Origin of the sequence: Caballeronia cordobensis (genome assembly GCF_001544575.2) — a bacterium.
GTDB classification, from domain to species: Bacteria; Pseudomonadota; Gammaproteobacteria; order Burkholderiales; family Burkholderiaceae; genus Caballeronia; species Caballeronia cordobensis.
On record NZ_FCNY02000037.1, the window covers coordinates 1 to 23,625 of the forward strand.

A 23,625-nucleotide genomic window follows, 5' to 3' on the forward strand; every position below is an offset into this window, starting at 1 on the left:
AGGCGTCGGTTTCTTGAGCATGGCGCTCATTTAACGACAAAGCCCTGGCAAGAGCCAGGGCTTTGTCAGCAGTCTGAACCGCCTGAGCGATCAGGCGGTTTTTTTTCGCTCAGGCGTCCGTGAACACGTAGTTCGTCATGGCGAGCGCGCGCTGGAAAGTGCCGAGCGACTGCACCGCGAGTTCGTAATCGTCGGCCGCCGCGCCGAGCGCGCTGAACACCGGCAGCAGATGTTCGTCGGTCGGATGCATCAGCGCGGCGTGCGGCGCGCGGGCGCGATAGTCGAGCAGGGCGTCGATATCGCGTTCGGCCATGCGGGCTTCGAACCAATCGGTGAACTCGGTCACGCGCGGATCGGCATCTTCCGGGCGCGCGCTGAAATCGGCCATGCGCAGGTTGTGCGTGATTTGCCCGGAACCGACGATCATCACGCCGTCATCGCGCAATTCGCGCAGCGCGCGCCCAATGCGGAAATGATGCGCAGCGTCGAGTCGCGGCTGAATCGAAAGTTGCGCGACCGGAATATCGGCGTCGGGGAACATCAGCAGCATCGGCACCCACGCGCCGTGATCGAGGCCGTGATCGGTGGTCGTTGCGGGAATGCTCTGCTCGCCGAGCAGCGCGGCGGCGCGCTTCGCGAGATCCGGCGCGCCGGGCGCCGGGTAGCGCAATTCGTAGAGCGCGCGCGGGAAGCCGTAAAAGTCATGGATCGTTTCCGGCCGCTCGGCCGTGCTCGCGACGGGCTGCGCCGTGCCCCAGTGGGCGGACAGCATCAAAATCGCGCGCGGGCGCGGCAGTGTTCGCCCCAGCGAGGCGAACTCGGAGGAAGGCATCGACGGGTCGATCGGCAGCGTGGGCGCGCCGTGGGAAATGAAAACGGTAGGCAGTCTGGTCATGGCGGCAAATTCCGGTGGATTTGCCATCCAATGTAGAGCCGTGAGTCGCGTTGATAAACGGCTTGCGGGGCAACGAATTGTGTCGCCGCTGTTGCTAATCCGCCGCTTCGCTACGCAGACCCCGCCACGCGGTCGCCACCGGCTGCGCAAAACCGAAAAGATCGATAACCCGTGCGACCGTGTGATCGACCATCTCGTCGATGCTCGCGGGCTTCTGATAGAACGCCGGCAGCGGGGGGAAGATCACGCCACCCATTTCGGTGACGGCGGTCATATTGCGCAGATGCGCGAGATTGAGCGGCGTTTCGCGCACGAGCAGCACGAGACGGCGGCGCTCTTTGAGCACGACGTCGGCGGCGCGGGTGATGAGACTGTCGGAAAGACCGTGCGCGACGCTCGCGAGCGTGCGCATGGAGCAGGGCGCGATGACCATGCCGTCGGTGGCGAAGGAGCCCGAGGCAATGCTCGCACCGACGTCGCGCACACTATGAACGACATCGGCCAGCGCGTGGACGGCGGCCTTGTCGAGATCGAGTTCGTGCTGGATATTGAGCCAGCCGGCGCTGGACACGAGCAGATGCGTCTCGACGCCGCCAAGCTTGCGCAGCGTCTCGAGCAGACGCACGCCGTAAATGGCGCCCGTTGCTCCGGTAATCGCGACGATGAGTCGTCGATTTGCGGCGGCGGGCGCGCTCACGTGCGGTAGAAACTCAGGCTGCGGCGAAGAGCTGTTGCAGTTCGCCCGATTGATACATCTCCATCATGATGTCCGAGCCGCCGATGAACTCGCCGTTCACGTAAAGCTGCGGAATGGTCGGCCAGTTGGAGAATTCCTTGATGCCTTGGCGGATCTCGTCGTCTTCCAGGACGTTCACCGTCTTGATCTGATCGACGCCGCATGCCTTGAGCAGTTGAATCGCGCGGCCGGAGAAGCCGCACATCGGGAATTGCGCCGTGCCCTTCATGAAGAGGACGACCGCGTTTTGATCGACGATTTGCTTGATGCGTTCTTGCGTATCCATGACGTTCCTGCGCTTGAGATTTCGGTGAGAGTTCTGGAAATAATAGCGGATTTCGATTGCGCGGGCGGAGGCCGGCTCACGCGGCGAAAACACCGCCCGAACAGCGTTCGATGCCGGCGAGATCGCGCATCGAGCGGACATCGGTGAAGCCGCGGGCGTTCAGCAGGCCGCGCACGGCTTCGGCCTGATCGTAGCCGTGCTCCAGCCACAACGCACCGCGGTTCGCGAAGAGAGACGGCGCGGTCTCGATGATCGTGCGAATCGCCGACAAACCGTCGGCGTCGTCGGTGAGCGCGCCGCGCGGCTCGAAGCGCAAATCGCCTTGTTCGAGATGCGGGTCGTCGCTTGCGATGTACGGCGGATTGCTGACGATCACGTCGAACCGCAGCGACGAATCGATGTTCGCCGTCCAGTCGCTTTGCATGAACGTCACCGCGTTTTCAGTCAGAAGGCGCGCGCCGTTTCCTCGCGCGATGTGCAAGGCAGCGTCCGAGCGATCCACAGCCCACACGCGTGCATCGGGCCGCGCATGCGCGATCGACACCGCGATCGCGCCCGTGCCCGTGCCGAGATCGAGCACGCGCGCGTTCGGCGTATCGGCAATGACTTCGAGCGCGAGTTCCACGAGTAATTCGGTTTCCGGGCGGGGAATCAGCACATCCGGCGTGACGTCGAATTCGAGTCCGAAGAATTCGCGCTTGCCGGTGAGTTGCGCGATCGGCTCGCCCGCCAGACGCCGCGCCGACAGCGCGCCGAATCGCGCGACAGCGTCTTCCGAAAGCGGTAGAAGATCGCGCGTGATGAGTTCCGTGCGCCGCCATCCGAGCACGTGCATCAACAGAATGCGCGCTTCGAGTGGCGGCAGCGGCGACGCGCGCAGCAAATCGGCAACCGTCACTCCGCTTCCCCGAGCGCCGCCAACTGCTCCGCCTGATGCTCGGACACCAGCGCGCCGATGAGTTCGTCGATATCGCCGTCCATGATGTATTCGAGCTTGTAGAGCGTCAGATTGATGCGGTGATCCGTCATGCGCCCTTGCGGGAAGTTGTACGTGCGGATGCGCTCCGAGCGGTCGCCCGAGCCGATCAGGCTCTTGCGCGTCGCGGCTTCCTTCGCGTGCTGCTCGTGATACTGCTTGTCCTTGATGCGCGCGGCGAGCACCTTGAGCGCCCGGTCCTTGTTCTTGTGCTGCGAACGGTCGTCCTGACATTCGACGACGATGCCCGTTGGCAAGTGCGTCACGCGCACGGCGGAATCCGTCTTGTTGATGTGCTGCCCGCCCGCGCCCGACGCGCGGAACGTGTCGATGCGCAAATCCGCCGGATTGATCACGACTTCGCTGATTTCATCGGCTTCGGGCATGACGGCGACCGTGCACGCGGACGTGTGGATGCGCCCCTGCGTTTCCGTCGCCGGGACGCGCTGCACGCGATGCCCGCCCGATTCGAACTTGAGCCGCGAATACGCGCCTTGCCCGGCGATACGAACGATCACTTCCTTGTAGCCGCCGAGATCGGACACGCTCTCCGACATCGTTTCGGCCGTCCAGCGATTGCGTTCCGCGTAGCGCAGATACATGCGCAGCAGATCGCCCGCGAACAGCGCCGATTCGTCGCCGCCCGTGCCCGCGCGAATTTCGATGAAGATGTTGCGTTCGTCGTTCGGATCTTTCGGCAGCAGCATGGTCTGCAAATCGCTTTCGATCTTCGTCATGCGCTCGCGCGCCTCGCCGATTTCCTCTTCGGCGAAATCGCGCATGGACGGATCGGCGAGCAGGTCCTGCGCGGTCGCTTCATCGGTGAGCGCCTGACGCCAGAGCGCGTATTGGTCGACGATCGGGCTGATTTCCGCGTGCTCGCGCGTGAGCTTGCGATATTGGTCCATATCGGACGTCACATCTTCGCGGCTCAACAAATCGTTGAGATCGACCTGCCGTTTTGCAAGCTGGTCGAGCTTGCTTTGCATGCTCGTTTTCATCGGGCGGAGAAGGAGCTCGGTGCTCCTGAGAAACTGCGAATTCGAAGGATGCCGCCGCGCTGGTCGCGCGTGGCATTGGAGAATAGCAAAGAGAAGGCCGCTAACGTTCCGACGAATCGGACGGCGAGCCGTGGCGATAGAAGCCGCTCATCAGGTCGATGAGCTGGCCGCGCTCCTCGCGCGTCGCACGGTTGAGCGCGTGCGTCGGGCCGTGAATCAGCTTGTTCGTGAGCGATTGCGACAGCGCTTCCAGAACGGCCGCGGGGTCGTCGCCGCGCGCGAGCATCTTGCGCGCGCGTTCGAGTTCGGCACGGCGCAGCGAGTCGGCCTGCGTATGCATGTGGCGGATGACCGGCACGATGCTGCGCGCGTCGAGCCACTGCATGAAATTGGCGACGCGCGTCTCGATGATCGCCTCGGCCTGTGCGACTGCGGCCTGACGCGACGCGTTGCCTTCGCGCACGATCGCGCCGAGGTCGTCGACGGTGTAGAGGAACACGTCTTTCAGATCGCCGACTTCCGGTTCGATGTCGCGCGGCACGGCGAGATCGACCATGAAGATCGGCCGATGACGGCGCGCCCGCACCGCACGCTCGACCGCGCCGAGCCCGATGATCGGCAGCGTCGACGCCGTGCACGACACGATGATGTCGAACTCGTGCATGCGCGCGGGCAGTTCGGAGAGCGGAATCGCGCGGCCATTGAAGCGGCCGGCGAGTTTTTCGCCGCGCTCGGCGGTGCGGTTCGCGATGACCAGTTCACGCGGATTCTGCGCGGCGAAGTGCGTGGCGCACAGCTCGATCATTTCGCCCGCGCCGATGAACAGCACGCGCTGGCTTGCGACGTCTTCAAAGATGCGCTGCGCGAGACGCACGGCGGCGGCGGCCATCGACACGGACTGCGCGCCGATTTCGGTCGTCGTGCGCACTTCCTTCGCGACGGCGAAGGTGCGCTGGAACAACTGATTGAGATACGTGCCGAGCGCGCCGGCTTCGGACGCCGTGCGCACGGCATCCTTCATTTGTCCGACGATTTGCGTCTCGCCGAGCACCATCGAATCCAGTCCCGACGCGACGCGGAACGCGTGGCGCACCGCTTCCGACTGCGGCAGCGCATACACGTGCGGCGCAAGTTCGGGGACGGGAATGTGGTGATACTTCGAGAGCCACTGGATCGCGGCTTCGCGGGCGGCGGAGTCGTCGGTGGCGCAGTAGAGTTCGGTGCGGTTGCAGGTCGAAAGAATCGCCGCCTCGGGCGATACCTTCGCGAGCGGCCCCAGCCAGATGTCCTTCAGCGCGCCGAGGGCGGGTTTGAGCTGCTCGACCGGAAACGCCACGCGTTCGCGCAAGGCGACAGGCGCAGTGTGGTGATTGATTCCGATCGTGAGGAGCTGCATTGTTTTGGACGATGCTTTGGGCCTAAGCCGATGGCCTTTCAGATAGCCCAATATTATAGCCTTTTGCGTATTTCTTCATTTATAGGTGGCATTTGGGGCGCGAGCAGCGCGAGAGCCCGCGCCGCGGGGCACTCGGCGGCTGCGGCGAACCGCTGCCTGAGGCCTGTGACAGTAGGCCGCGGCGCGGTTTTCAGCGGAAATACTTCGACAATTCGACGGCGCGCGCTTCCAGTTCGCCGATCGTGACATCGCCCGTTCGAAAGGCGAGCTGACGGTTCCTTGCGATATCTTCTTCGTCGAACGACTGCTCGCGCGAGGCGGAATCGTGATTCAGATGGAAAAGCGCGGCATGCGGGTCGCCGAACGAATGCCAGCGCACGCCGAGCCGTCCGGCGCGAAGCAGCAGATCGTCGTCTTCGCCGCCCCATCCCACGAAAACAGGGTCGAGGCCGCCGACGCGAATGAATTCCGTGCGCCTGAACAGGTTGATCGCGCCCGGCGTGCTGACGTACAGCGTATTGATATCGGCGGGCGGTTCACCATCGAGAAACGGCGCCAACTGGCTGAAATCGCCCGATTCGATGAACGACTCGCGCAGGCCGCCCGAAACGTTCAGCACGCGCATGAACGGGCAGAGTACGTCGCTTTTATCTTCGTCCATGAGCGCGTTGAGCGCGGCGCTGAAGTAGAACGGATTGGCGATCATATCGGCGTCGTGCATGCAGATAATCGGGCTTTTCGCCATGAGGGCGCCGAGATTGACGAGCCGCGCTTTCGGAAAAGGGCCGGTGTCGTGCACGAAGACATGCCTGATCTTCGGATCGCCGAATTCGGACCAATTGAATGTGGGCGTGGCGTCGGCCTCGATCAGCCAGACCTGATAATCCGAGTACGTGCGGTTCAGATGCCGCAGAACGCCGCGCAAGTTATTGCGCCTCTCCTCGCTGCGACCGCGATACGAAATGATCAGTTCGAGGCCGCGCAGCGATATCAGATGGTTTTCTGTCATATGAATCGAACGTGTGATGTTGCCGGCGTTCGAAGGTAGCAGGCGAAGGAATTCGCGAAAATCGGAAAAATCATAGATCGATCGCCAACGCCGACGGGTTCGTGTCGAAGGCAAAGCGCCTGGCGGCAGGCAAAGGTCCGAGTCTTGCCATCGCCAAATCCGGCCCCTAAACTCATCCGCTAATCGCGTCACCGAGATTTCCGAGCCATGCCTGTCAACCGAAGTGTTCCGCTCAGCAGCAGATCGAATTTGCCGGAGTTCCACCGCTGATGGGCTGGATCGGGTTGATTTTTCTCGGCGCGGTCATCGGCGCGGCGGGCTGGTGGCTGCATCCGCTGCGGCGTGCGGGCCGCGTCGCGCGCGGTCCGGCCGGCCGCATCTGGACGGCCGTCGCGGCTGGCATACTGGCGACGGTCGTCGCGCGCATGCTGGGTAATATCGTCGATGTGTATCACGACGGCGATACGCTCGAATGGCTGGCGTGCTCGGTCTTCGCGCTCATCGTCGTAACGGCGACGGTCGGGCTGGCGGCGCGCCGCTGATCTCTTTATCTGGCGGGCGGTGAGCGATCCTCGCCGCCCGCGTGCTCTTCGCGCCCCACGCGGGCTTTCAAGCAGGTGATTTCATGAACGATCGCATCGCAGATTCAGCCATTCCGGAACCCGCCATGTTCGCGCGACGCATCGAGTCGCTGCGCAGCCAGATGGCGCGCGACAAGCTCGCCGCCGTGCTCATTCCCTCCGCGGACCCGCATCTTTCCGAATATCTGCCCGAACGCTGGCAGGGACGCCAATGGCTTTCGGGCTTCACCGGCTCGGTCGGCACGCTCGTGGTGACGGCGGATTTCGCGGGCGTTTGGGTGGACAGCCGTTATTGGATGCAGGCCGAGACGCAACTCGCCGGCACCGGCATCGAACTGATGAAGATGATGGGCGGCCAGCAGACCGCGCCGCATATCGACTGGCTTGCGGAAAACGTGCCGGCGGGCGCGACCGTCGCGGTCGATGGCGCCGTGCTCGGCGTCGCGGCGGCGCGCGCCTTGTCCGATGCGCTGAGCGCGCGCGGCATCGTGTTGCGCACCGACCTCGATGTGCTGGATGCGGTGTGGCCGGCGCGTCCCGGATTGCCGGAAGCGCCCGTCTACGAACACGCCGCGCCGCATGCGAGCGTCGCGCGCGCCTCGAAGCTCGCGACCGTGCGCGAGACGATGCGCGCAAAAGGCGCGCAATGGCACTTCGTGTCCACGCTCGACGATCTCGCCTGGCTTTTCAACCTGCGCGGCGGCGACGTGAGCTACAACCCGGTGTTCGTCGCGCATGCGCTCATCGGGCTCGATGATGCGACGCTCTTCGTCGCCGATGGCAAGGTTCCGGCCACGCTCGTCGAATCGCTCGCACGCGATGGCGTGCGCGTCGCCGCATACGCCGGCGCGCCCGACGCGCTTGCGTCGCTGCCGGCGGGCTCGACGCTTTTGATCGACCCGCGCCGCATCACGCACGGCTTGCTGGAGAAAGTGCCCGCGACCGTGAAAATCGTCGAGGCGGTGAATCCGTCGACGTTCGCGAAATCGCGTAAAACGGCGGCGGAAGCGGAACATATTCGCGCGACGATGGAGCAGGACGGCGCCGCGCTCGCCGAATTCTTCGCGTGGTTCGAGGAGGCGCTCGGCCGCGAACGCATTACCGAATTGACGATCGACGAGAAGCTGACCGCTGCGCGCGCGCGCCGGCCGGGCTTCGTCACGTTGAGTTTCGGCACGATTGCCGGTTTCAACGCGAACGGCGCGATGCCGCATTACCGCGCGACCGCGGCGTCGCACGCGGTGATCGAAGGCAACGGCTTGCTGCTGATCGATTCCGGCGGCCAGTATCTGAGCGGCACGACGGATATCACGCGTGTCGTGCCCATCGGCGAGATCGGCGCGGAACACCGGCGCGATTTCACGACCGTGCTCAAAGGCACGATTGCGCTGTCGCGCGCGCGCTTTCCGCGCGGCATCCGCTCGCCGATGCTCGATTCGATCGCCCGCGCGCCGATCTGGGAAGCGGGCGCGGACTACGGTCACGGCACGGGGCACGGCGTCGGCTACTTTTTGAACGTGCACGAAGGGCCGCAAGTGATCTCGCACTACGCGCCCGCCGAACCGTGGACGGCGATGGAAGAGGGCATGATCACATCGATCGAGCCGGGCATCTATCGGCCGGGCAAGTGGGGCATCCGCATTGAAAATCTGGTGATGAACCAGCCTGCCGGCAAAACCGAGTTCGGCGATTTCCTTGAATTCGAAACGCTGACGCTGTGTCCGATCGATACACGCTGCATCGACCTGTCGCTGATGCGCGAGGACGAGCGCGCGTGGCTCAACGCGTATCACGCGACGGTGCGCGCGCGCGTGTCGCCGCATGTGTCGGGCAAGGCGCTGGCCTGGCTCGAAGCGCGGACGCAGGCGGTTTGATCGACAGGAGCGGCGACTCATGACCATCAAAGCAGTCGTGTTCGATTTCGGCGGCGTGCTCATCGACTGGAATCGCGAGTATCTCTACAAGCAGCTGATTCCCGACGAAACCGAGCGCCGCTGGTTTCTCGACAACGTCTGCAAGATGGAATGGGTCGTGCAGCAGGACGGCGGGCAGACCATCGAGGAAGGCACCGCCGAGCTGATCGCGCTTCATCCCGGGCACGAAGCGCTGATCCGCGCGTTCTACGCGCGCTGGCCGGAGATGGTGTCGGGCGTGCTCGAAGAGGGCGTGGCGCTCGTCGATCGGCTGGAGGCGGCGCGCGTGCCGCTTTTCGGGCTGACGAACTGGTCGGCTGAGACGTTTCCGTACGCGTGGGACCGCTTCGACGTGCTGCGCAAGTTTCGCGAAATCGTCGTGTCGGGGCGCGTCGGTCTCGTCAAGCCCGATCCGCGGATTTTCGGCCTGATGCACGCGGAGATCGAACGGCATCTGCCGGGCATCCAGCCGGAGGAACTCGTTTTCATCGACGACAACCTGAATAACGCGCAAGCCGCGACCGCGCTCGGCTGGCACGGCGTTCACTACACCGGCGCGCTGGAAACGGAGACGAAGCTGCGGGAACTGGCGCTGCCGCTCTGAGGCGCGCTACTGCCCCAAAAGATTCTTCAGCGCGTTGCCGATGCCCCGCACCGTATCGCCGGCACCGCGCGCGACGCCTTCCGCGCTCACGCCGAGCGCCTTCGCGAAACCCGCCGCGAGCTTCTTCGACAGACTTTCGTTGAGCGAGAACTTCGGATCGCGCAAATCGCCGTCGAGCACGAAATCGAGCTTGATCTGTTCCTTGCGATTGCTCAGCGCGGCGATCGCGGCCTTGGTCGGAATCGAGAGGAAGGTGTCGAGCGGATTACCCGTATCGCTGATCTGCAGGTGATTCAGCGTGAGCGTGCCCGGCGCGTGGATGCGGTAGTCCTTCACGGTGGCGTCGACGACCATGTCGATGGTGCCGCCCGTCACCGCGGCCTTCGCGCCCGCTTTCTTCAGCAGATACGGATCGAGCGTCGCGACATCGACATTGCGCAGTGTCGCGCGCGTCTGCGAATCCTTGTTCGCGATGATCATCCAGCCGCCCCAGGTCACAGTGCCCGTGTGCGACGGGCCTTTGATAGAGCCGGTCATCGTGAGTTCGGTGCGGTCGGTGAGGGCGGGCAGGCGAATATGTTCGACCGTGGCGCGCGCATCGCCGATCAGCACGCGGTACGGCGGATTCTGCACGGTGCTGTCGTAGAACTCCATCGAACCGCGCTCGAACGACACGCGATCGATCAGCTTTTCTTCTTGCGCGTGCTTTTCGCGTTCCGTATTTCCAGGCCTGGCATCGGCTTCGCTCGCGGTTTCCTTGAGGCCCGGCAGAATGCGCACGCGCCCATCGGCCGAGCGAACGATCGACAGGTAGTAATTATCGACGCTCACGCTGCGCAGATGAATCGGTCTGGATATGAGCGACTGCATGTCGACGTCGAGCACGATGCGTTCGGCGCGCATCGCGTCGTTAGTCGGCCAGTCTTTCGGGCCGCGCAGGCGCACGCGCGAGAGCGTCACATGACCGAAGCCGACATCGATTTCCTCGACCGAACCGTTCGGGCCGAGCGTCTCGATGATGCGCTCCTTCATCTGATGCACGACGAAGAGCCAGCCGCCGATGCTTAAGACGGCGAGCGCCACGACGATCCCGATTGCCCAAAGCGCTCCCCGCTGCGCGCTCGATCCCGCCATCTGCGTGTGTCTCCTCTTATCGATGTCCGCTCGAAAAAAAAGCGGCGACTGCGTCGTACACAGTCGCCACTTTTGTGCCTGATGTCGGTGCGCGCGCCCGCATAGGCCTTTTCTTCAGAGCTTAGCGCGTGATCGGCTTGTAGCGCAGACGCTTCGGCTTCGCGGCCTCTTCGCCGAGACGCTTGCGCTTGTCGGCCTCGTATTCCTGATAGTTGCCATCGAAGAATTCGACGTGCGAATCGCCCTCGAACGCGAGGATGTGCGTCGCGATGCGGTCGAGAAACCAGCGATCGTGCGAGATCACCATCACCGAGCCGGCGAATTCGAGCAGCGCGTCTTCGAGCGCGCGCAGCGTTTCGACGTCGAGATCGTTTGACGGCTCGTCGAGCAGCAGCATGTTGCCGCCCGCGATCAGCGTCTTCGCGAGATGCAGCCGCCCGCGCTCGCCGCCCGACAGATTCCCGACGAGCTTTTGCTGATCGCCGCCCTTGAAGTTGAAGCGGCCGATATACGCGCGCGACGGCGTTTCGTACTTGCCGACCGTGAGGACATCCGCCCCGCCGGAGATTTCCTCGAAGACGGTTTTATCGCCGCCGAGCGCGTCGCGGCTCTGATCGACGTACGCGAGCTTGACCGTCGGTCCTTTGACGATTTCGCCCGAATCCGGCTGCTCCTTGCCCGTCAGCATGCGGAAGAGCGTGGACTTACCCGCGCCGTTCGGCCCGATGATGCCGACGATCGCGCCGGCCGGAATCTTCATGCTCAGATTGTCGATGAGCAGGCGATCGCCATACGCCTTGCTGACGTTCTTGAACTCGATGACTTCATTGCCGAGCCGGTCGCCGACCGGAATGAAGATTTCCTGCGTTTCGTTGCGCTTCTGATATTCCTGGCTGTTGAGCTCCTCGAATCGCGCGATACGCGCCTTCGATTTCGCCTGACGTCCCTTCGGATTCTGGCGCACCCATTCGAGTTCTTTCTTGATGGCTTTCTGACGCGCGGATTCGCTCGCTTCTTCCTGCTTCAGGCGATCTTCTTTCTGATCGAGCCAGCTCGAATAGTTGCCCTTCCACGGAATGCCGTGGCCGCGGTCGAGTTCGAGAATCCATTCGGCGGCGTTATCGAGGAAGTAGCGATCGTGCGTGACCGCGACGACCGTGCCCGGATAGCGCGTCAGGAACTGTTCGAGCCACTCGACGGATTCGGCGTCGAGGTGGTTGGTCGGTTCGTCGAGCAGCAGCATGTCGGGCTTTTGCAGCAGCAGCTTGCAGAGCGCGACGCGGCGCTTTTCACCGCCCGACAGGTGTTCGATTTTCGCGTCCCACGCGGGCAGGCGCAGCGCGTCCGCGGCGACTTCGAGCTGTTGCTCGGGGCTGCCGCCGTCGCTCGTCGCGAGAATGGCTTCGTATTTCGCCTGTTCGGCGGCGAGCTTGTCGAAGTCTGCGTCGGGTTCGGCGTAGGCAGCGTAGATTTCGTCGAGCTTTTTCTGCGCTTCGAAGACATCGCCGAGACCTTGTTCGACGGCTTCACGCACGGTCTGCTGCGGATCGAGCTGCGGTTCCTGCGGCAGGTAGCCGATGTTCAGATTCGGCATCGGCGTGGCTTCGCCTTCGATGTCCTTGTCGACGCCGGCCATGATGCGGATCAGCGTGGATTTGCCCGAACCGTTCAGCCCGAGCAGGCCGATCTTCGCGCCGGGGAAGAACGAGAGGGAGATGTCTTTCAGGATCTGACGCTTCGGCGGGACGATCTTGCCGACGCGGTTCATGGTGAAGACGTATTGGGCCATGTCCAGTGTCTGTGATGGTGTGATGGAGGATGCGAACGTCCTGCGTTCGATGCGGGTCGGTGGCGCGGTCTGGCGCGCATTCCCGAGGCGGCGTCAGGCGGCGCGGGCGGGATCAAGTCGCATTGTACTTCGCGGTGCGGCCGGTCACTTATCGGTCACTGCCAGCTCGCTACGCCGCCGTGGCGGGAGCATGTGCCGCTGTGGTGCTGGCTGAAGCTGTAGGTGCCGTCGCGGCATTGGGCGGTCGCGCCCTGCGGAACGGCGCCGGAGCGGGAGTGCGCGGGCGAGTGGACGGAGTTGCCGTCGCGGTTGATGTAGTGGCCGTGGGAATCGAGGTCGGATTCGTCGGGTTGCGGTTGATACTGGTAGGCGTTGCCGCGATAAGCGAACGCGTCAGGTGTCCACGCGGCGTTGGCCACGACGAGCGCGGTGATGGCGAAGGCGCGCAGTGCGCGCATCGGTGTGAGGCTCTTCATTTGTTGTTGTTCTCTCGATCGTTCGTATCGAGCGCGTCGATACACGACGTCTCGTCCGCTCAAGAAAAGAGCGGAGCCCCTCAATCGCGTAGTCCGCTTTACGAGGCAAGCGGCGTTGAGGTATTGCTTGACGGTTAAATGTGCCCTCTCATTTGCTTGCTTCCGCGCGCTTCATGGGAATGGCTCTTGTGGTATGTCAAGTCGAACATCATGTTTGTCAGATCGCGTCTGAAGCTCGGGTTGTCGCTGTACTGCTTGAACAGCTCCGTATAGTCAGACAGTAGTTCCAGCATGACGCGATTGAGTGCCTTGTCGTGCTCCAATTTGGCGTTCTGACGATCGGAGTTCGCCTGTGCGTTCAGATAGGCCTTGTCCTGCGCCACACTCACTGGAATTTCTTCGGCGATGACTTTAGCGATTCTGTCCGCATCCTTCCATTTGATGTTGCCGAATAGGTCATTGAAAGTCTTGAGGATGTTCGACAGCGTGTCGATTTCCGGCTCGCTCTTGCCATTGCCACCTTCCCATGGAGCGGGTTCGACTGCAGCATCGGTGTCGTCCATCGTCATCTTGAGCGCAGCCCGCGCTTCAACGCGATAGCTGTCCATGTCGATGGATTCGAGCACGCCCTTCGATAGGTCTTGCTCTTCCGGTGCTGGCAGCTTCGGGATCAAGAAATTCAGGAATATCGACAGCTTCTCCCACGTGAAATGGCCGTAGCTGAGAATCGCAGCGAGGAAGCCATAGCTACGCACGAAAGTCTTGGCCTTCCCCTTGAACTCAACCTGGCTGTTCTCGTTCAGGTTTGCCTTATATTCTTCGACGCAGCTATCGAGGATGGGATCGAGCCGGTCGCGCTCGGAGCCGCTGAGATACAGCGTGACCAGTTCCTCCACCTGCTGCCAGCTATACACCTGCTTGCCGTCGAGGTCGGCTTTCAGGTCGTGCAGCTTGTTAGCGTCGGTTTCGCCAATCTGGATCGTCGCGCGGTAGTAGTCCTGGAACGCCGCTTTGACCGCCTCCGCGTTGTCGGCGAAGTCGAGCACGAAGGTGTCGTGCTTCTGCGGATGCGCGCGATTCAAGCGCGACAGCGTCTGCACCGCCTGTACGCCCGCGAGCTTCTTGTCTACATACATCGTGTGTAGGAGCGGTTCGTCAAACCCCGTGACGAACTTGTTGGCGACGATCAGAAAGCGATATGGGTCTTGTCTGAACTTGTCCGGAATATCCTTGCTCGGGAAATCGTTGAGGTTTGCCTCTGTTTTCGTCTCGAACTCGCCGGAGTAAGCGACGATAGCTTTAAAGGGGCTCTTGATCTGTTCAAGGTAGCTCGACACTTGGCGCCAGTACTCGATGGCCCGCGAGATGCCATTACAGACGATCATTGCCCGCGCCTTGCCGCCGATCTTCCTGGCCCCAATCACTTGAGCAAGAAAATGATCGACCATGATCTCTGTCTTGCTGCGAATGGCTTTGTCGTGCGATTCGACGTAGTGGCGAATCTTCTTTAGCGCCCGCGCCTTGTCGAAATCCGGATCGTCCTCCACTGTCTTCGCGACGTGGTAGAAGCTATCCACCGTGGTGTAGTGAGCGATCACGTCGAGGATGAATCCCTCCTGAATCGCTTGCTTGGTGGTGTAGGTCAATTCCTCAGGCGCTCGAAAGCGCACGTCGTTGCCGATTACGATTCTCTCGCCGAACAACTCCAGCGTCTTATTCTTGGGCGTGGCGGTGAAGGCGAAGTAGCTGGCGTTGGACAGCATTCGCCGCGATCGGATGCGCTTCTCGATTTCCACGTTCACCGTGTCCTGCGTCGCATCTTCCTCAAAGGCTTCCTCTTCTGACTTGCCGGAAAGCGCTTCGTGCATCTTGGCCGTCGTCTTTCCGCCTTGGCTGGAATGCGCCTCGTCGATCAGCAGCGCGAATTTCCTGCTGGACAGGTCGCCCAGTTCATCAAGGATGAAAGGAAATTTCTGCACCGTGGTGACGATGATTTTCCTGCCCCGGCGCAGGTAGTCGCGCAGTTCCTGGGCGTTGTCGGAGTGACCGAAGATTGAGGCGACATGGTCGTAGGCCTTGATGGTGCGCGCGATTTGGCTGTCAAGCGCGCGCCGATCCGTGATGACAATGATGGAATCGAACAGCGGCGCTGTCGGATCGCCGCTAGTACGAAACTCCACCAACTGGTGCGCGAGCCACGCAATGGTGTTGCTCTTGCCGCTGCCCGCCGAGTGCTGGATCAAGTACCGCTTGCCAACTCCGTCCTTACTCACCAGGCGTAGCAGGGCGCGCACGGTGTGCAACTGATGAAAACGTGGAAACACCGGTTTGCGCTTTTTCTTCTTTCGATTTGTGGCAACGTCGGTCTCTTCTTCCACCACAATCTGAGCAAAGCTTTCGATGATATTGGCCAGCGATTGCTTCGTCAGCACCCGCTTCCAGAGGTAATCGGTCTTCAATCCTTTCGGGTTGAGCGGATTGCCCGCTCCGCTATTCCAGCCTTGATTAAACGGCAGGAACCACGATGTTTTGCCTTTCAACTCGGTGCAGAAATACACCTCGGCATCGTCCACCGCCAAGTGGGCGACGCACCGTCCCGGTTGAAAAAGCAGTTCCTGCGGATTGCGCGTCGTCTCGTATTGGACGATGGCATCGGCTACCGTTTGCTTGGTCAGCGAATTCTTCAACTCGAAGGTCAGCACCGGCAGGCCATTGATGAAGATCACCAGATCGAGCTCGTTGCCGGAATCGTTGCTGTAGCGCACCTGCCGGGTGACGCTGAAGATATTCCTGTCAAATGCCTCGGCGGCGTTTGCGTTTCCCGGCGTGGGCAACAGCTTATAGAGATCGACTGTCACCGGCCCGTGGCTCGCGCCCTTGCGCAATACGTCCACCACGCCGCGCTTGGTAATTTCGCCCTGTAACCGGTGCAGGAATTGCGTGCGCTTGATGCCCTCGTGCGCCAATTCCAGCGCTTCCACCGCATTGGGCTGTGTGGCTTGTAGAAAGGCCAACAGTTGTGCGATGTCCAAAGCCACATCACGATTGAAATCGGATGCGCGTCCCAGCACATAACCGCCAGATTCATACACAGCCGCGGGACCCAAGGTATCGGTGGGAGCGGGAGAGTGCTCACTGATACCCGCCAGATGGCGGACGATCAACCGTTCCAGCTCTCTCTCACTGGTGTCGGATGGTTTCATATGCTCTCCAGCAGACGGACGATGGCTTCGGGCGACGGCAACTGGTTCTTCAGCTTCCTCGGCAGTTTCTTGGTGATTTCGTAGGTCGCCACGCCGATGGGCTTGCGCGCGTCGAGCAGGGCATACTCAACGATCGTGCGCTTCTTCTCCTTGCACAGGATGATGCCGATGGACGGGTTCTCGTCCTCCTGTCGAACCTGGGCGTCCAGCGCGGCGAGATAGAACTGCATCTTGCCTACGAACTCCGGCTCGAACTCGCCGATCTTCAATTCGATGGCCACGAGTGCGCGCAGGCGGCGGTGGAACAGCAGCAAATCAATCAAGTATTCCTTACTTTCTACCTCAAGCCGATACTGGCTGCCCATGAAGGCGAACATGCCGCCCATTGCGCGCAGGAAATCCTCGATGCGGGTGATCAGTGCGCGCTCCAGTTCGCGTTCGCTGTGCTGCTCGCCTAGTTCGAGAAAATCGAAGGCGTATTCGTCCTTCACTGCCAGCTTCGCTTGCGCGCGGAGGGCTGGGGTCAGCGTCTTGTCGAAATTTGTCTGGCCCAGCAGCGATTTTTCGTAGCTCTGGTTGTCGATCTGGTGTGCAAGCACGTTCTTCGACCAACCGAACTTGCGCGTCATCCGCAGGTAGAACTCGCGCTCCGGCGGGTCCTTGCAGCGCTCGAGGATGATCAGGTTGTGACTCCACCCGATTTCTCGCACCAGCGGTGCGAGTTTTTCAGTGCCCCTGTAGGTCTCGAAGAAGCCCTTCATTCGCCACAGATTGGAGGCTGAAAATCCACCTGTTCCCGGGAAATCCGTCTGAAGGTCTGCGGCAAGTTGCGCCACTACGGCTTTGCCCCAGCCGCTGCTCTTTTGGCGTTCCACGATCAGCCGCCCGATATCCCAGTACAGGCCGACCAACTCCTTGTTGACCGCGCGCAGCGCCGCGTACTGTGCGGACTGGATTCGTGTCTTTATCTCGGCCAGCAACGCCGTGTAGTCGTTCGGCGTGCTGGTTTCTCGCACAGTCGGTGCGAGTATTTTGCGGGAGGACTTTTTATTCGTTGCCATCGGCGTCCTCTTCGTCGGTGCTGCACACCTCATCGTCTCCATCATCGAGGGCGGCGAGGTCGCCGTCGCCGACCTCGTCGTCCGGGCCTGGTCGCCAGTCGCGCAGGTCGATCTGGCCGGTAACGGCGTCGGAGATCAGACGGTCGCGGTATTCGCGGATGAGGGTGATTTCGGCTTCGGCGCGGGCGATGGCTTCGTCAAGCGGCTGACATTCGTCGGCGATCCAGCGGCAGATAGCTTGCTGCTCTTCCAACTTGGGCGGCAGCGGGATAACGGCATTCTTAACGTCATGTTTGCCGAGCGCAAAGCGTGTGACGCCAGTGGCGAGAACGTGGAACTGCTGTGCAATGCGTGTCGAACCGATAGCGCGAAACAGGAATTCTCCTACTACACGTTTCGGCTCCGGACGCAGCAGGCCGAGATGGTAAGCGCAAATAACACCGGGAAGGTCCTCTGGCACCCATGCAGGAACACCGATATCGTCGGGCGTTTCCGAATCCTTGGTGATAATGACATCGCCCGCCTTCAGCGTGAGGCGGGCGATTTCCGCCGTCGTTGCCGTGGCGCGCATTAAGTCCACGTCGTTGGTAATGCGGTCGTTCTTGTAGACGTTGGTGTAGTTGCACAGACGAACCGGTGTTTCGTCCTCATGCGAGTGCTTGTCCACGCCACTAAGACGCACATCCACCACGTGCTTGATGGAAGCGATTTCCCAATGTTCCGGCACGTCCCCCAGCCATCCGATGCCAGAAGGCTTGAGCTTGACGGATGCATCGATACCACGCGTGACAGCTTGGTCGATGATGCGCAAATTCTGTTCGGTAAGCAGCCCGATGAGCTCGCGCTTGGCTTTGATAAAGCGAGCTATATGCGCGTCCTGCACCCGCAGGTAGGCAACGATCTGGTTTTGCTCCTCAGGCGGCGGAATTAAGGCCGACACGTCGTAGAAGTCATCCGTGTAGAGCCGCCAGAAGCCTTCGACAATGCCTTTCGTCCGTCGCCGAAACTCTGCGATGTACATCGGCGTCCTGAACAGCGATTCGCAATAGCGAACAGAAACGATGCCATTGGGCCGTAGGACGGTGTAGTCGGGACTGACCACGCCAGTTTGCTTTGCTCTGGCAAAAACACCGAGATGTGCCTTCAGGCGGTTCAGCACCAAATCATGTTCAGCAACAAGCTTGCCGCCTGCATAAGTCGCCGATTGGAGGCTCTTGCGAGTTAGATTTTTACTCGGCACAAGACCGTGCACTTGACTCATGGAGAGGTGCGTTTCATCGCCGCGCATGGAACGGCGATCAATCTCACGGAACAAGAAACGATTTCTCCGAGTTTCCCAATGCGCAGGGATCTTTCCGACCCACGGCAAGCCAGAACTCTTGTATTCGGTGTGCGGAAGTAGTTGCTGTTTCATCACGCCACTCTCACGATCTTGTTCAGCAACCCTTCGGTCTGCCGTTCCATCTTCAGAATGTCCGCGCGAATCGCTTCAAGGGAACGCAGCGGCACGGGCTGATAGAAATAACGGGCGAAGGAAATCTCGTAGCCGATCTGAGTCTTTTCACCGTCGATCCATGCATCCGGCGCGTGTGGCAGCACTTCGCGCTCGAAGAATGCGTCGATGCCGCCCGTTTCCTTCAACGGCACCTGTTCGGTATCGCGCAGATCGCTGTCGGGTTCGTACTCGACCATGAAGCGATCCTTACCCACCGTTTCCAGATATACACCGTCGAAGCCGCGCTTGAAGTGATCGCTCTTCGTTAGCTTTGTGCGTTTGGCGATCACTGGCGGCGCGGCGTCGTCGCGCCAACTCACTGCCTTGAGAATGGCTTTCTTGTCTCCAGCGCTAAGTTTTTTGTCGTGTACTTTCATCGCCGCATCGAACCTGGCGCGGAAGACGTTGTGGTCGTCAAACACGGCTTGGCCCAAATCCTTCTGTGCCAGTTGCGCCAGATCGAACAGCGTCTTGTCGCGCTGCCACGTCGCGGCGTCCAGCAGCTTCCTACGGCGTTTCTCCGGTACGGCCTTTTTGGATGGGGCACTGTCTTCGTCGTTGTCCTCGGCGGCGTCTTCGTCTTCGCCGTCGCCCTTAAGCCACGCCTCTATCTCAGGCTTCAACTTGGCGAAATCGGTATAGAGCCCGTCGCCGTGCTGAGCGTAGATCTCTTCGCGCAACGCCTCATCGCCGCTGGCGAAGCGCAGGGTATCGATGACGCTGTTCTTCAGCTGGCTCTTCAGACGCAGCGGGCGCTCGACGGTGATCTTCCAGTACCCGAAGTCCTGCGTGTCGAACCACTTGGACTGCGCGGTCTCCTTCCGCTTGCCCAAGTAGAGATCGACGATGCGCTGAATATCGTTCTCCGCCAACTCGCAGTTTTTCTTGCCAAGGTTGCGTCGCATCGGCGCGTACCACTTGCTCGCATCGATCAACTGCACTTTGCCCTTCCGGTGGTCGGACTTCTTGTTGGCCAGTACCCAGATGTACGTGGCGATACCGGTGTTGTAGAAAATGTTGAGCGGCAGGGCGATGATGGCTTCCAGCCAGTCGTTCTCCAGCACCCAGCGCCGGATGTCGCTTTCGCCTTGGCCCGCGTCACCAGTGAACAGGGCAGAGCCGTTGTGAACGAGGGCGATCCGGCTCCCGAGCGCGGTGTCGTGCTTCATCTTGGACAGCTTGTTCACCAGGAACATGAGCTGCCCGTCGCTGGAACGGGTGGTGAGTCTGAACTCGGCGTCGCTACCGTGTTTGACGACGAAGCGAGGGTCGTTGAATTCCTTCTTGCCGCCCATGCGCTCCAGATCGGTTTTCCAGCTCTTGCCATAAGGCGGATTCGAGATCATGAAATCGAATTCGCGGCCGCGGAATTGATCGGCGGATAGCGTGGACTTGTCCGCACCTCCGACGATGTTCTCCGCCTCCGCGCCTTCACCTTTCAACAGCAGATCGGCCTTGCAGATAGCGTAGGTTTCGTCGCTGATTTCCTGCCCGAAGAGATGGATGGAAACGTCCTTTCCGTGCTGCTCGGCCAGTTCCTTCAAGGCTTCTTCCGCAACCGTAAGCATGCCGCCGGTGCCGCAGGAGCCGTCGTAGAGCGAATAGGTTGAAGATTCGATGCGGTCGGCCACCGGCAGGAAAAGCAACTTGGCCATGAGTTCGACCACATCGCGTGGGGTGAAGTGCTCACCCGCTTCCTCGTTGTTTTCTTCGTTGAAGCGGCGGATCAACTCCTCGAACGCGGTCCCCATACCGTGGTTGTCGAGCGCCGGCAGCTTGATACGTCCGTCGGCGTCCTTGACCGGCAGAGGCGAAAGATTGACGTCAGGATCGAGGAAGTCCTCGATCAGATAACCCAGGATGTGGGCATCGACGAGCTTCTGGATCTGGTTGCGGAAATTGAACTTGGTGAGGATTTCTCGCACGTTTGGCGAGAAGCCGTCCAGGTAAGCGATAAAGTCTTCGCGCAGGCGCTGCCCGGCGGCGCTGGCCTTGAGTTTGGCTAACGTGAATTCGGAAACGTTATAGAAGGCTTGCCCGGCAGCGGCCTGGAGCGCACCGTCCTGGTTCGCCACTCCGGCGGTGTCTAGCAATGTTTTGCGTTCCAGGAGCGCCTGTTTGGTTGGCTCCAGCACCGCATCGATTCGCCGCAGCACGGTGAACGGGAGGATCACGTCGCGGTACTTACCACGCACGTAGACGTCGCGCAGGCGGTTGTCGGCAATGCTCCAGATGAAATCGGCTACCCACTTGATTTGGCTTTGGTCTTGTTGTCGTGTCTGCGTCATCGGCGCTTTAGTTCTAATTCGAAATTGCTTCTACAGGCGAGGAAAAGTCAATTGAGAAAAAGCAGCGACTTTCGATCTCGCATTGCATCCAACATCGCAATTACTTAAGTAATACTAAATTGTAAAATCCGCAGTTGTCGCCTCACATTGCTGGAAGGATTCGAGGCATCGCCGCGAGAATTGGAAATTCTGCTGCGCTTCAACAGCAAAAAATGGAGGCGAAAAAAAGCGGAATCCCTTTATCAGGGACTCCGCTTTTCACCGCAACAGGAATAACTAAATTTGACGCTTAAACGTTGAACAAGAAGTTCATGACATCCCCGTCATGCACGACATATTCCTTCCCTTCCGCCCGCATCTTCCCGGCTTCCTTCGCCCCTTGCTCACCCTTATACGCGACATAGTCATCGAACGAAATCGTCTGCGCGCGAATAAACCCGCGCTCGAAGTCCGTATGAATCGCACCGGCCGCCTGCGGCGCGGTATCGCCGATATGAATCGTCCACGCGCGCACTTCCTTCACGCCCGCCGTGAAATACGTCTGTAGCCCGAGCAGCTTGAAACCCGCGCGAATCACGCGGTTCAGACCCGGCTCGTCCATGCCCATATCGGCGAGGAAATCCTGCTTGTCGGCATCGTCGAGATCGGCGATTTCCGCTTCGATCGCCGCGCACACCGCGACCACCGGCGCATTCTCCGCTTCCGCATGCTTGCGCACCGCGTCGAGATACGGATTGTTCTGGAAGCCGTCGTCCTTCACGTTCGCGACGTACATCGTCGGCTTCGACGTGATCAGGCAAAGCGGCTTGATCGTCAACTGCTCTTCGTCGGAGAGCGAAAGACCGCGAACCGGCTTCGCCTGGTCGAGTTGCGCGCGCACTTTTTCGAGCACGGCGACGAGCTTGGCGGCTTCCTTGTCGTTGCCCGACTTCGCCGCCTTCGAATAACGCGTGTACGCCTTCTCGACGGTCGCGAGATCGGCGAGCGCGAGTTCGGTGTTGATGACTTCGATATCCGCGATCGGGTCGATCTTGCCCGCGACGTGGATCACGTTCTCATCTTCGAAGCAGCGCACGACGTGCGTGATCGCATCCGTCTCGCGGATGTTCGCGAGGAACTGGTTGCCGAGGCCTTCACCCTTCGACGCGCCCGCGACCAGACCCGCGATATCGACGAATTCGACCACCGCCGGCAGAATGCGCTCAGGCTTCACGATCTCGGCCAGCGCGGTCAGACGCGCGTCCGGCACTTCGACCACGCCGACATTCGGCTCGATCGTGCAGAACGGATAATTCTCGGCGGCGATGCCCGCCTTGGTCAAAGCATTGAAAAGCGTGGACTTGCCGACGTTAGGCAAGCCGACGATGCCGCATTGGAGGCTCATGGAATCCTTCGAACTGGTGTCACGGCGCTGCGCCGCGCGGGTTTCGTCAAAATGGTGCGCGATGGGCCGGCAAAAACTTCCGCCCATGCGGCGGCCGCGTCCCGCGGCCAGGCAAACCGTTATTGTACCGCCGCGCATAGGCGCGCAAGCGTCGCCCGCCGCCGCCAATCCCGTCCGACCCCCACGGCTATAATGCCCGCATGACTCCGCATCCCCTTAAATTTCACGCCGTGGTCGTCGGTGGCGGGCTCGTCGGCAAGACGGCCGCGCTCGCGCTCGCGCAATCCGGGCTGCGCACCGCGCTCGTCGCATCGCGCGCGGCCGGCCTGCCGGCGGGTGCCGCGTTCGATTCGCGCATCTACGCGCTGTCGTCGAGTTCGCAGACGCTGCTGGAACGACTGCGCGTCTGGCAAGCGCTCGATCGCTCGCGTCTCGGGCCCGTCTTCGACATGCGGGTGTTCGGCGACGCCCACGCGGAACTGCATTTCTCGGCGTTCCAGGCGTCGGTGCCGCAGCTCGCGTGGATCGTGGAATCGTCGCTGATCGAGCAATCGCTCGATACCGCGCTGCGCTTTCAGCCGAGCCTCTCGTGGTTCGAATCGCGCGCGCAGGGCATGACGGTCGAGTCCGACGCGGCGCACGTTGCGCTCGCAAGCGGCGAGATGCTCGAAACGGATCTGATCATCGGCGCGGACGGCGCGCATTCCTGGGTGCGCGCGCAAATGGGCGCGAAGATGAACCGGCGCGATTACCGGCAAACGGGCGTCGTCGCGAATTTCAAGGTCGAAAAGCCGCACGGCGAGACGGCGTACCAATGGTTTCGCGACACCGAAATCATCGCGCTGCTGCCGTTGCCGGGCGATCACGTGTCGCTCGTCTGGTCGGCGCGCACGGAGCACGCGGACGAACTGCTCGCGCTCGATCCCGCGCAACTCGCCGCGCAAGTCGAGCACGCGACGCAAAACATGCTCGGCACGCTCGACTGCGTCACGCCCGCGCAGGGCTTTCCGCTCGGGCTGCAGACGGTCGACAAGCTGGTCGCGCCGCGCGTCGCGCTCGTCGGCGATGCCGCTCACCTGATTCATCCGCTCGCGGGGCAGGGCATGAACCTCGGCTTGCGCGACGTCGCCGCGCTCGCGGATGTCATCGCGAACAAGGAGTCGTTCCGCGATCTTGGCGATCCCATTTTGCTGCGCCGCTACGAACGCGCGCGCCGCGAAGACATTCAGAAGCTCATGTTCGCAACCGATGGCCTGCAGCGTCTCTTCGCCGTGCCGGGCACGCTCGCGCGCGCGGTCCGCAACACGGGCATGGCGTTCGTCGGCGCGCAGCCGCTCGTCAAGCGCTGGCTCGTGTCGGCGGCGCTTGGCTGAAAACACACACTCGCGGGCGCGACGC

The 23,625-nt window shown here is 61.4% G+C and carries 19 protein-coding genes; 4 read left to right on the plus strand and 15 right to left on the minus strand.

All coding sequences use genetic code 11. The features are described from left to right. Nucleotides 1-109: 109 nt before the first annotated feature. The 7 genes from AWB70_RS36460 to AWB70_RS36490 form a co-directional block, all read right to left on the minus strand. Complete coding sequence (locus tag AWB70_RS36460) at nucleotides 110-895, minus strand: DODA-type extradiol aromatic ring-opening family dioxygenase (protein WP_053568846.1); 786 nt, start codon at nucleotides 893-895, stop codon at nucleotides 110-112. Nucleotides 896-989: 94 nt separating this feature from the next. Beyond that, nucleotides 990-1,592, minus strand: a complete 603-nt coding sequence (locus tag AWB70_RS36465) for a UbiX family flavin prenyltransferase (protein ID WP_053568845.1) — start codon at nucleotides 1,590-1,592, stop codon at nucleotides 990-992. A 13-nt stretch (nucleotides 1,593-1,605) separates the two neighbouring features. After that, on the minus strand, nucleotides 1,606-1,917 hold the full coding sequence (gene grxD / locus AWB70_RS36470; protein ID WP_053568844.1) for a Grx4 family monothiol glutaredoxin: 312 nt from the start codon (nucleotides 1,915-1,917) through the stop codon (nucleotides 1,606-1,608). 76 nt (nucleotides 1,918-1,993) lie between these two features. Next, nucleotides 1,994-2,815, minus strand: coding sequence for a peptide chain release factor N(5)-glutamine methyltransferase (gene prmC, locus AWB70_RS36475; RefSeq protein WP_053568843.1), 822 nt, complete (start codon nucleotides 2,813-2,815; stop codon nucleotides 1,994-1,996). After that, nucleotides 2,812-3,894: a peptide chain release factor 1 gene (prfA, locus tag AWB70_RS36480; protein ID WP_014192382.1), complete on the minus strand. Its 1,083-nt coding sequence runs from the start codon at nucleotides 3,892-3,894 to the stop codon at nucleotides 2,812-2,814. Before prfA ends, prmC begins: the two co-directional genes overlap by 4 nt. 100 nt (nucleotides 3,895-3,994) lie before the next feature. Further along, entirely contained in the window at nucleotides 3,995-5,290 is a 1,296-nt protein-coding gene (gene hemA, locus AWB70_RS36485; protein ID WP_014192381.1) for a glutamyl-tRNA reductase, read from the minus strand. Between the two features lie 190 nt (nucleotides 5,291-5,480). Then, nucleotides 5,481-6,299, minus strand: a complete 819-nt coding sequence (locus AWB70_RS36490) for a glycosyltransferase family 2 protein (RefSeq protein ID WP_053568842.1) — start codon at nucleotides 6,297-6,299, stop codon at nucleotides 5,481-5,483. A gap of 269 nt (nucleotides 6,300-6,568) precedes the next feature. On the opposite strand from AWB70_RS36490, the gene AWB70_RS36495 reads away from it, so the two are divergent. The 3 genes from AWB70_RS36495 (at nucleotide 6,569) to AWB70_RS36505 (ending at nucleotide 9,397) form a co-directional block, all read left to right on the plus strand. Next, nucleotides 6,569-6,841 (plus strand): hypothetical protein, encoded by a 273-nt coding sequence (locus tag AWB70_RS36495; RefSeq protein ID WP_053568841.1) that lies wholly within the window; start codon nucleotides 6,569-6,571, stop codon nucleotides 6,839-6,841. 125 nt (nucleotides 6,842-6,966) lie between these two features. Continuing rightward, the gene (locus tag AWB70_RS36500; protein WP_374730277.1) at nucleotides 6,967-8,754 is read left to right on the plus strand and encodes an aminopeptidase P family protein; all 1,788 of its coding nucleotides are present in this window, start codon (nucleotides 6,967-6,969) and stop codon (nucleotides 8,752-8,754) included. A 19-nt stretch (nucleotides 8,755-8,773) separates the two neighbouring features. Beyond that, complete coding sequence (locus tag AWB70_RS36505; RefSeq protein ID WP_053568839.1) at nucleotides 8,774-9,397, plus strand: HAD family hydrolase; 624 nt, start codon at nucleotides 8,774-8,776, stop codon at nucleotides 9,395-9,397. A gap of 6 nt (nucleotides 9,398-9,403) precedes the next feature. Here the strand turns inward: AWB70_RS36505 and AWB70_RS36510 are convergent, their stop codons facing one another. The 8 genes from AWB70_RS36510 to ychF form a co-directional block, all read right to left on the minus strand. Then, nucleotides 9,404-10,531: a DUF748 domain-containing protein gene (locus AWB70_RS36510; protein WP_053568838.1), complete on the minus strand. Its 1,128-nt coding sequence runs from the start codon at nucleotides 10,529-10,531 to the stop codon at nucleotides 9,404-9,406. A 121-nt stretch (nucleotides 10,532-10,652) separates the two neighbouring features. Then, nucleotides 10,653-12,320: an energy-dependent translational throttle protein EttA gene (ettA, locus tag AWB70_RS36515; protein WP_014192375.1), complete on the minus strand. Its 1,668-nt coding sequence runs from the start codon at nucleotides 12,318-12,320 to the stop codon at nucleotides 10,653-10,655. 155 nt (nucleotides 12,321-12,475) lie between these two features. Beyond that, nucleotides 12,476-12,778, minus strand: coding sequence for a DUF3761 domain-containing protein (locus tag AWB70_RS36520; protein ID WP_143281746.1), 303 nt, complete (start codon nucleotides 12,776-12,778; stop codon nucleotides 12,476-12,478). Nucleotides 12,779-12,930: 152 nt separating this feature from the next. Continuing rightward, nucleotides 12,931-15,999: a type I restriction endonuclease subunit R gene (locus tag AWB70_RS36525; protein ID WP_053568837.1), complete on the minus strand. Its 3,069-nt coding sequence runs from the start codon at nucleotides 15,997-15,999 to the stop codon at nucleotides 12,931-12,933. Continuing rightward, nucleotides 15,996-17,060 carry a PDDEXK nuclease domain-containing protein gene (locus AWB70_RS36530; RefSeq protein ID WP_053568836.1) on the minus strand — a complete coding sequence of 355 codons (1,065 nt, stop codon included), beginning with the start codon at nucleotides 17,058-17,060 and terminating at the stop codon, nucleotides 15,996-15,998. Before AWB70_RS36530 ends, AWB70_RS36525 begins: the two co-directional genes overlap by 4 nt. Then, complete coding sequence (locus AWB70_RS36535) at nucleotides 17,047-18,474, minus strand: restriction endonuclease subunit S (RefSeq protein ID WP_053568835.1); 1,428 nt, start codon at nucleotides 18,472-18,474, stop codon at nucleotides 17,047-17,049. Before AWB70_RS36535 ends, AWB70_RS36530 begins: the two co-directional genes overlap by 14 nt. Continuing rightward, the gene (locus AWB70_RS36540; RefSeq protein WP_053568834.1) at nucleotides 18,474-20,843 is read right to left on the minus strand and encodes a type I restriction-modification system subunit M; all 2,370 of its coding nucleotides are present in this window, start codon (nucleotides 20,841-20,843) and stop codon (nucleotides 18,474-18,476) included. The genes AWB70_RS36535 and AWB70_RS36540 overlap by 1 nt, the downstream gene beginning before the upstream one ends. 289 nt (nucleotides 20,844-21,132) lie before the next feature. Continuing rightward, nucleotides 21,133-22,227: a redox-regulated ATPase YchF gene (ychF, locus tag AWB70_RS36545; RefSeq protein WP_053568848.1), complete on the minus strand. Its 1,095-nt coding sequence runs from the start codon at nucleotides 22,225-22,227 to the stop codon at nucleotides 21,133-21,135. Between the two features lie 200 nt (nucleotides 22,228-22,427). Here ychF and AWB70_RS36550 point away from each other — a divergent pair, with 200 nt between their 5' ends. Beyond that, nucleotides 22,428-23,600 (plus strand): UbiH/UbiF family hydroxylase, encoded by a 1,173-nt coding sequence (locus AWB70_RS36550; protein WP_053568833.1) that lies wholly within the window; start codon nucleotides 22,428-22,430, stop codon nucleotides 23,598-23,600. Nucleotides 23,601-23,625 lie beyond the last annotated feature (25 nt).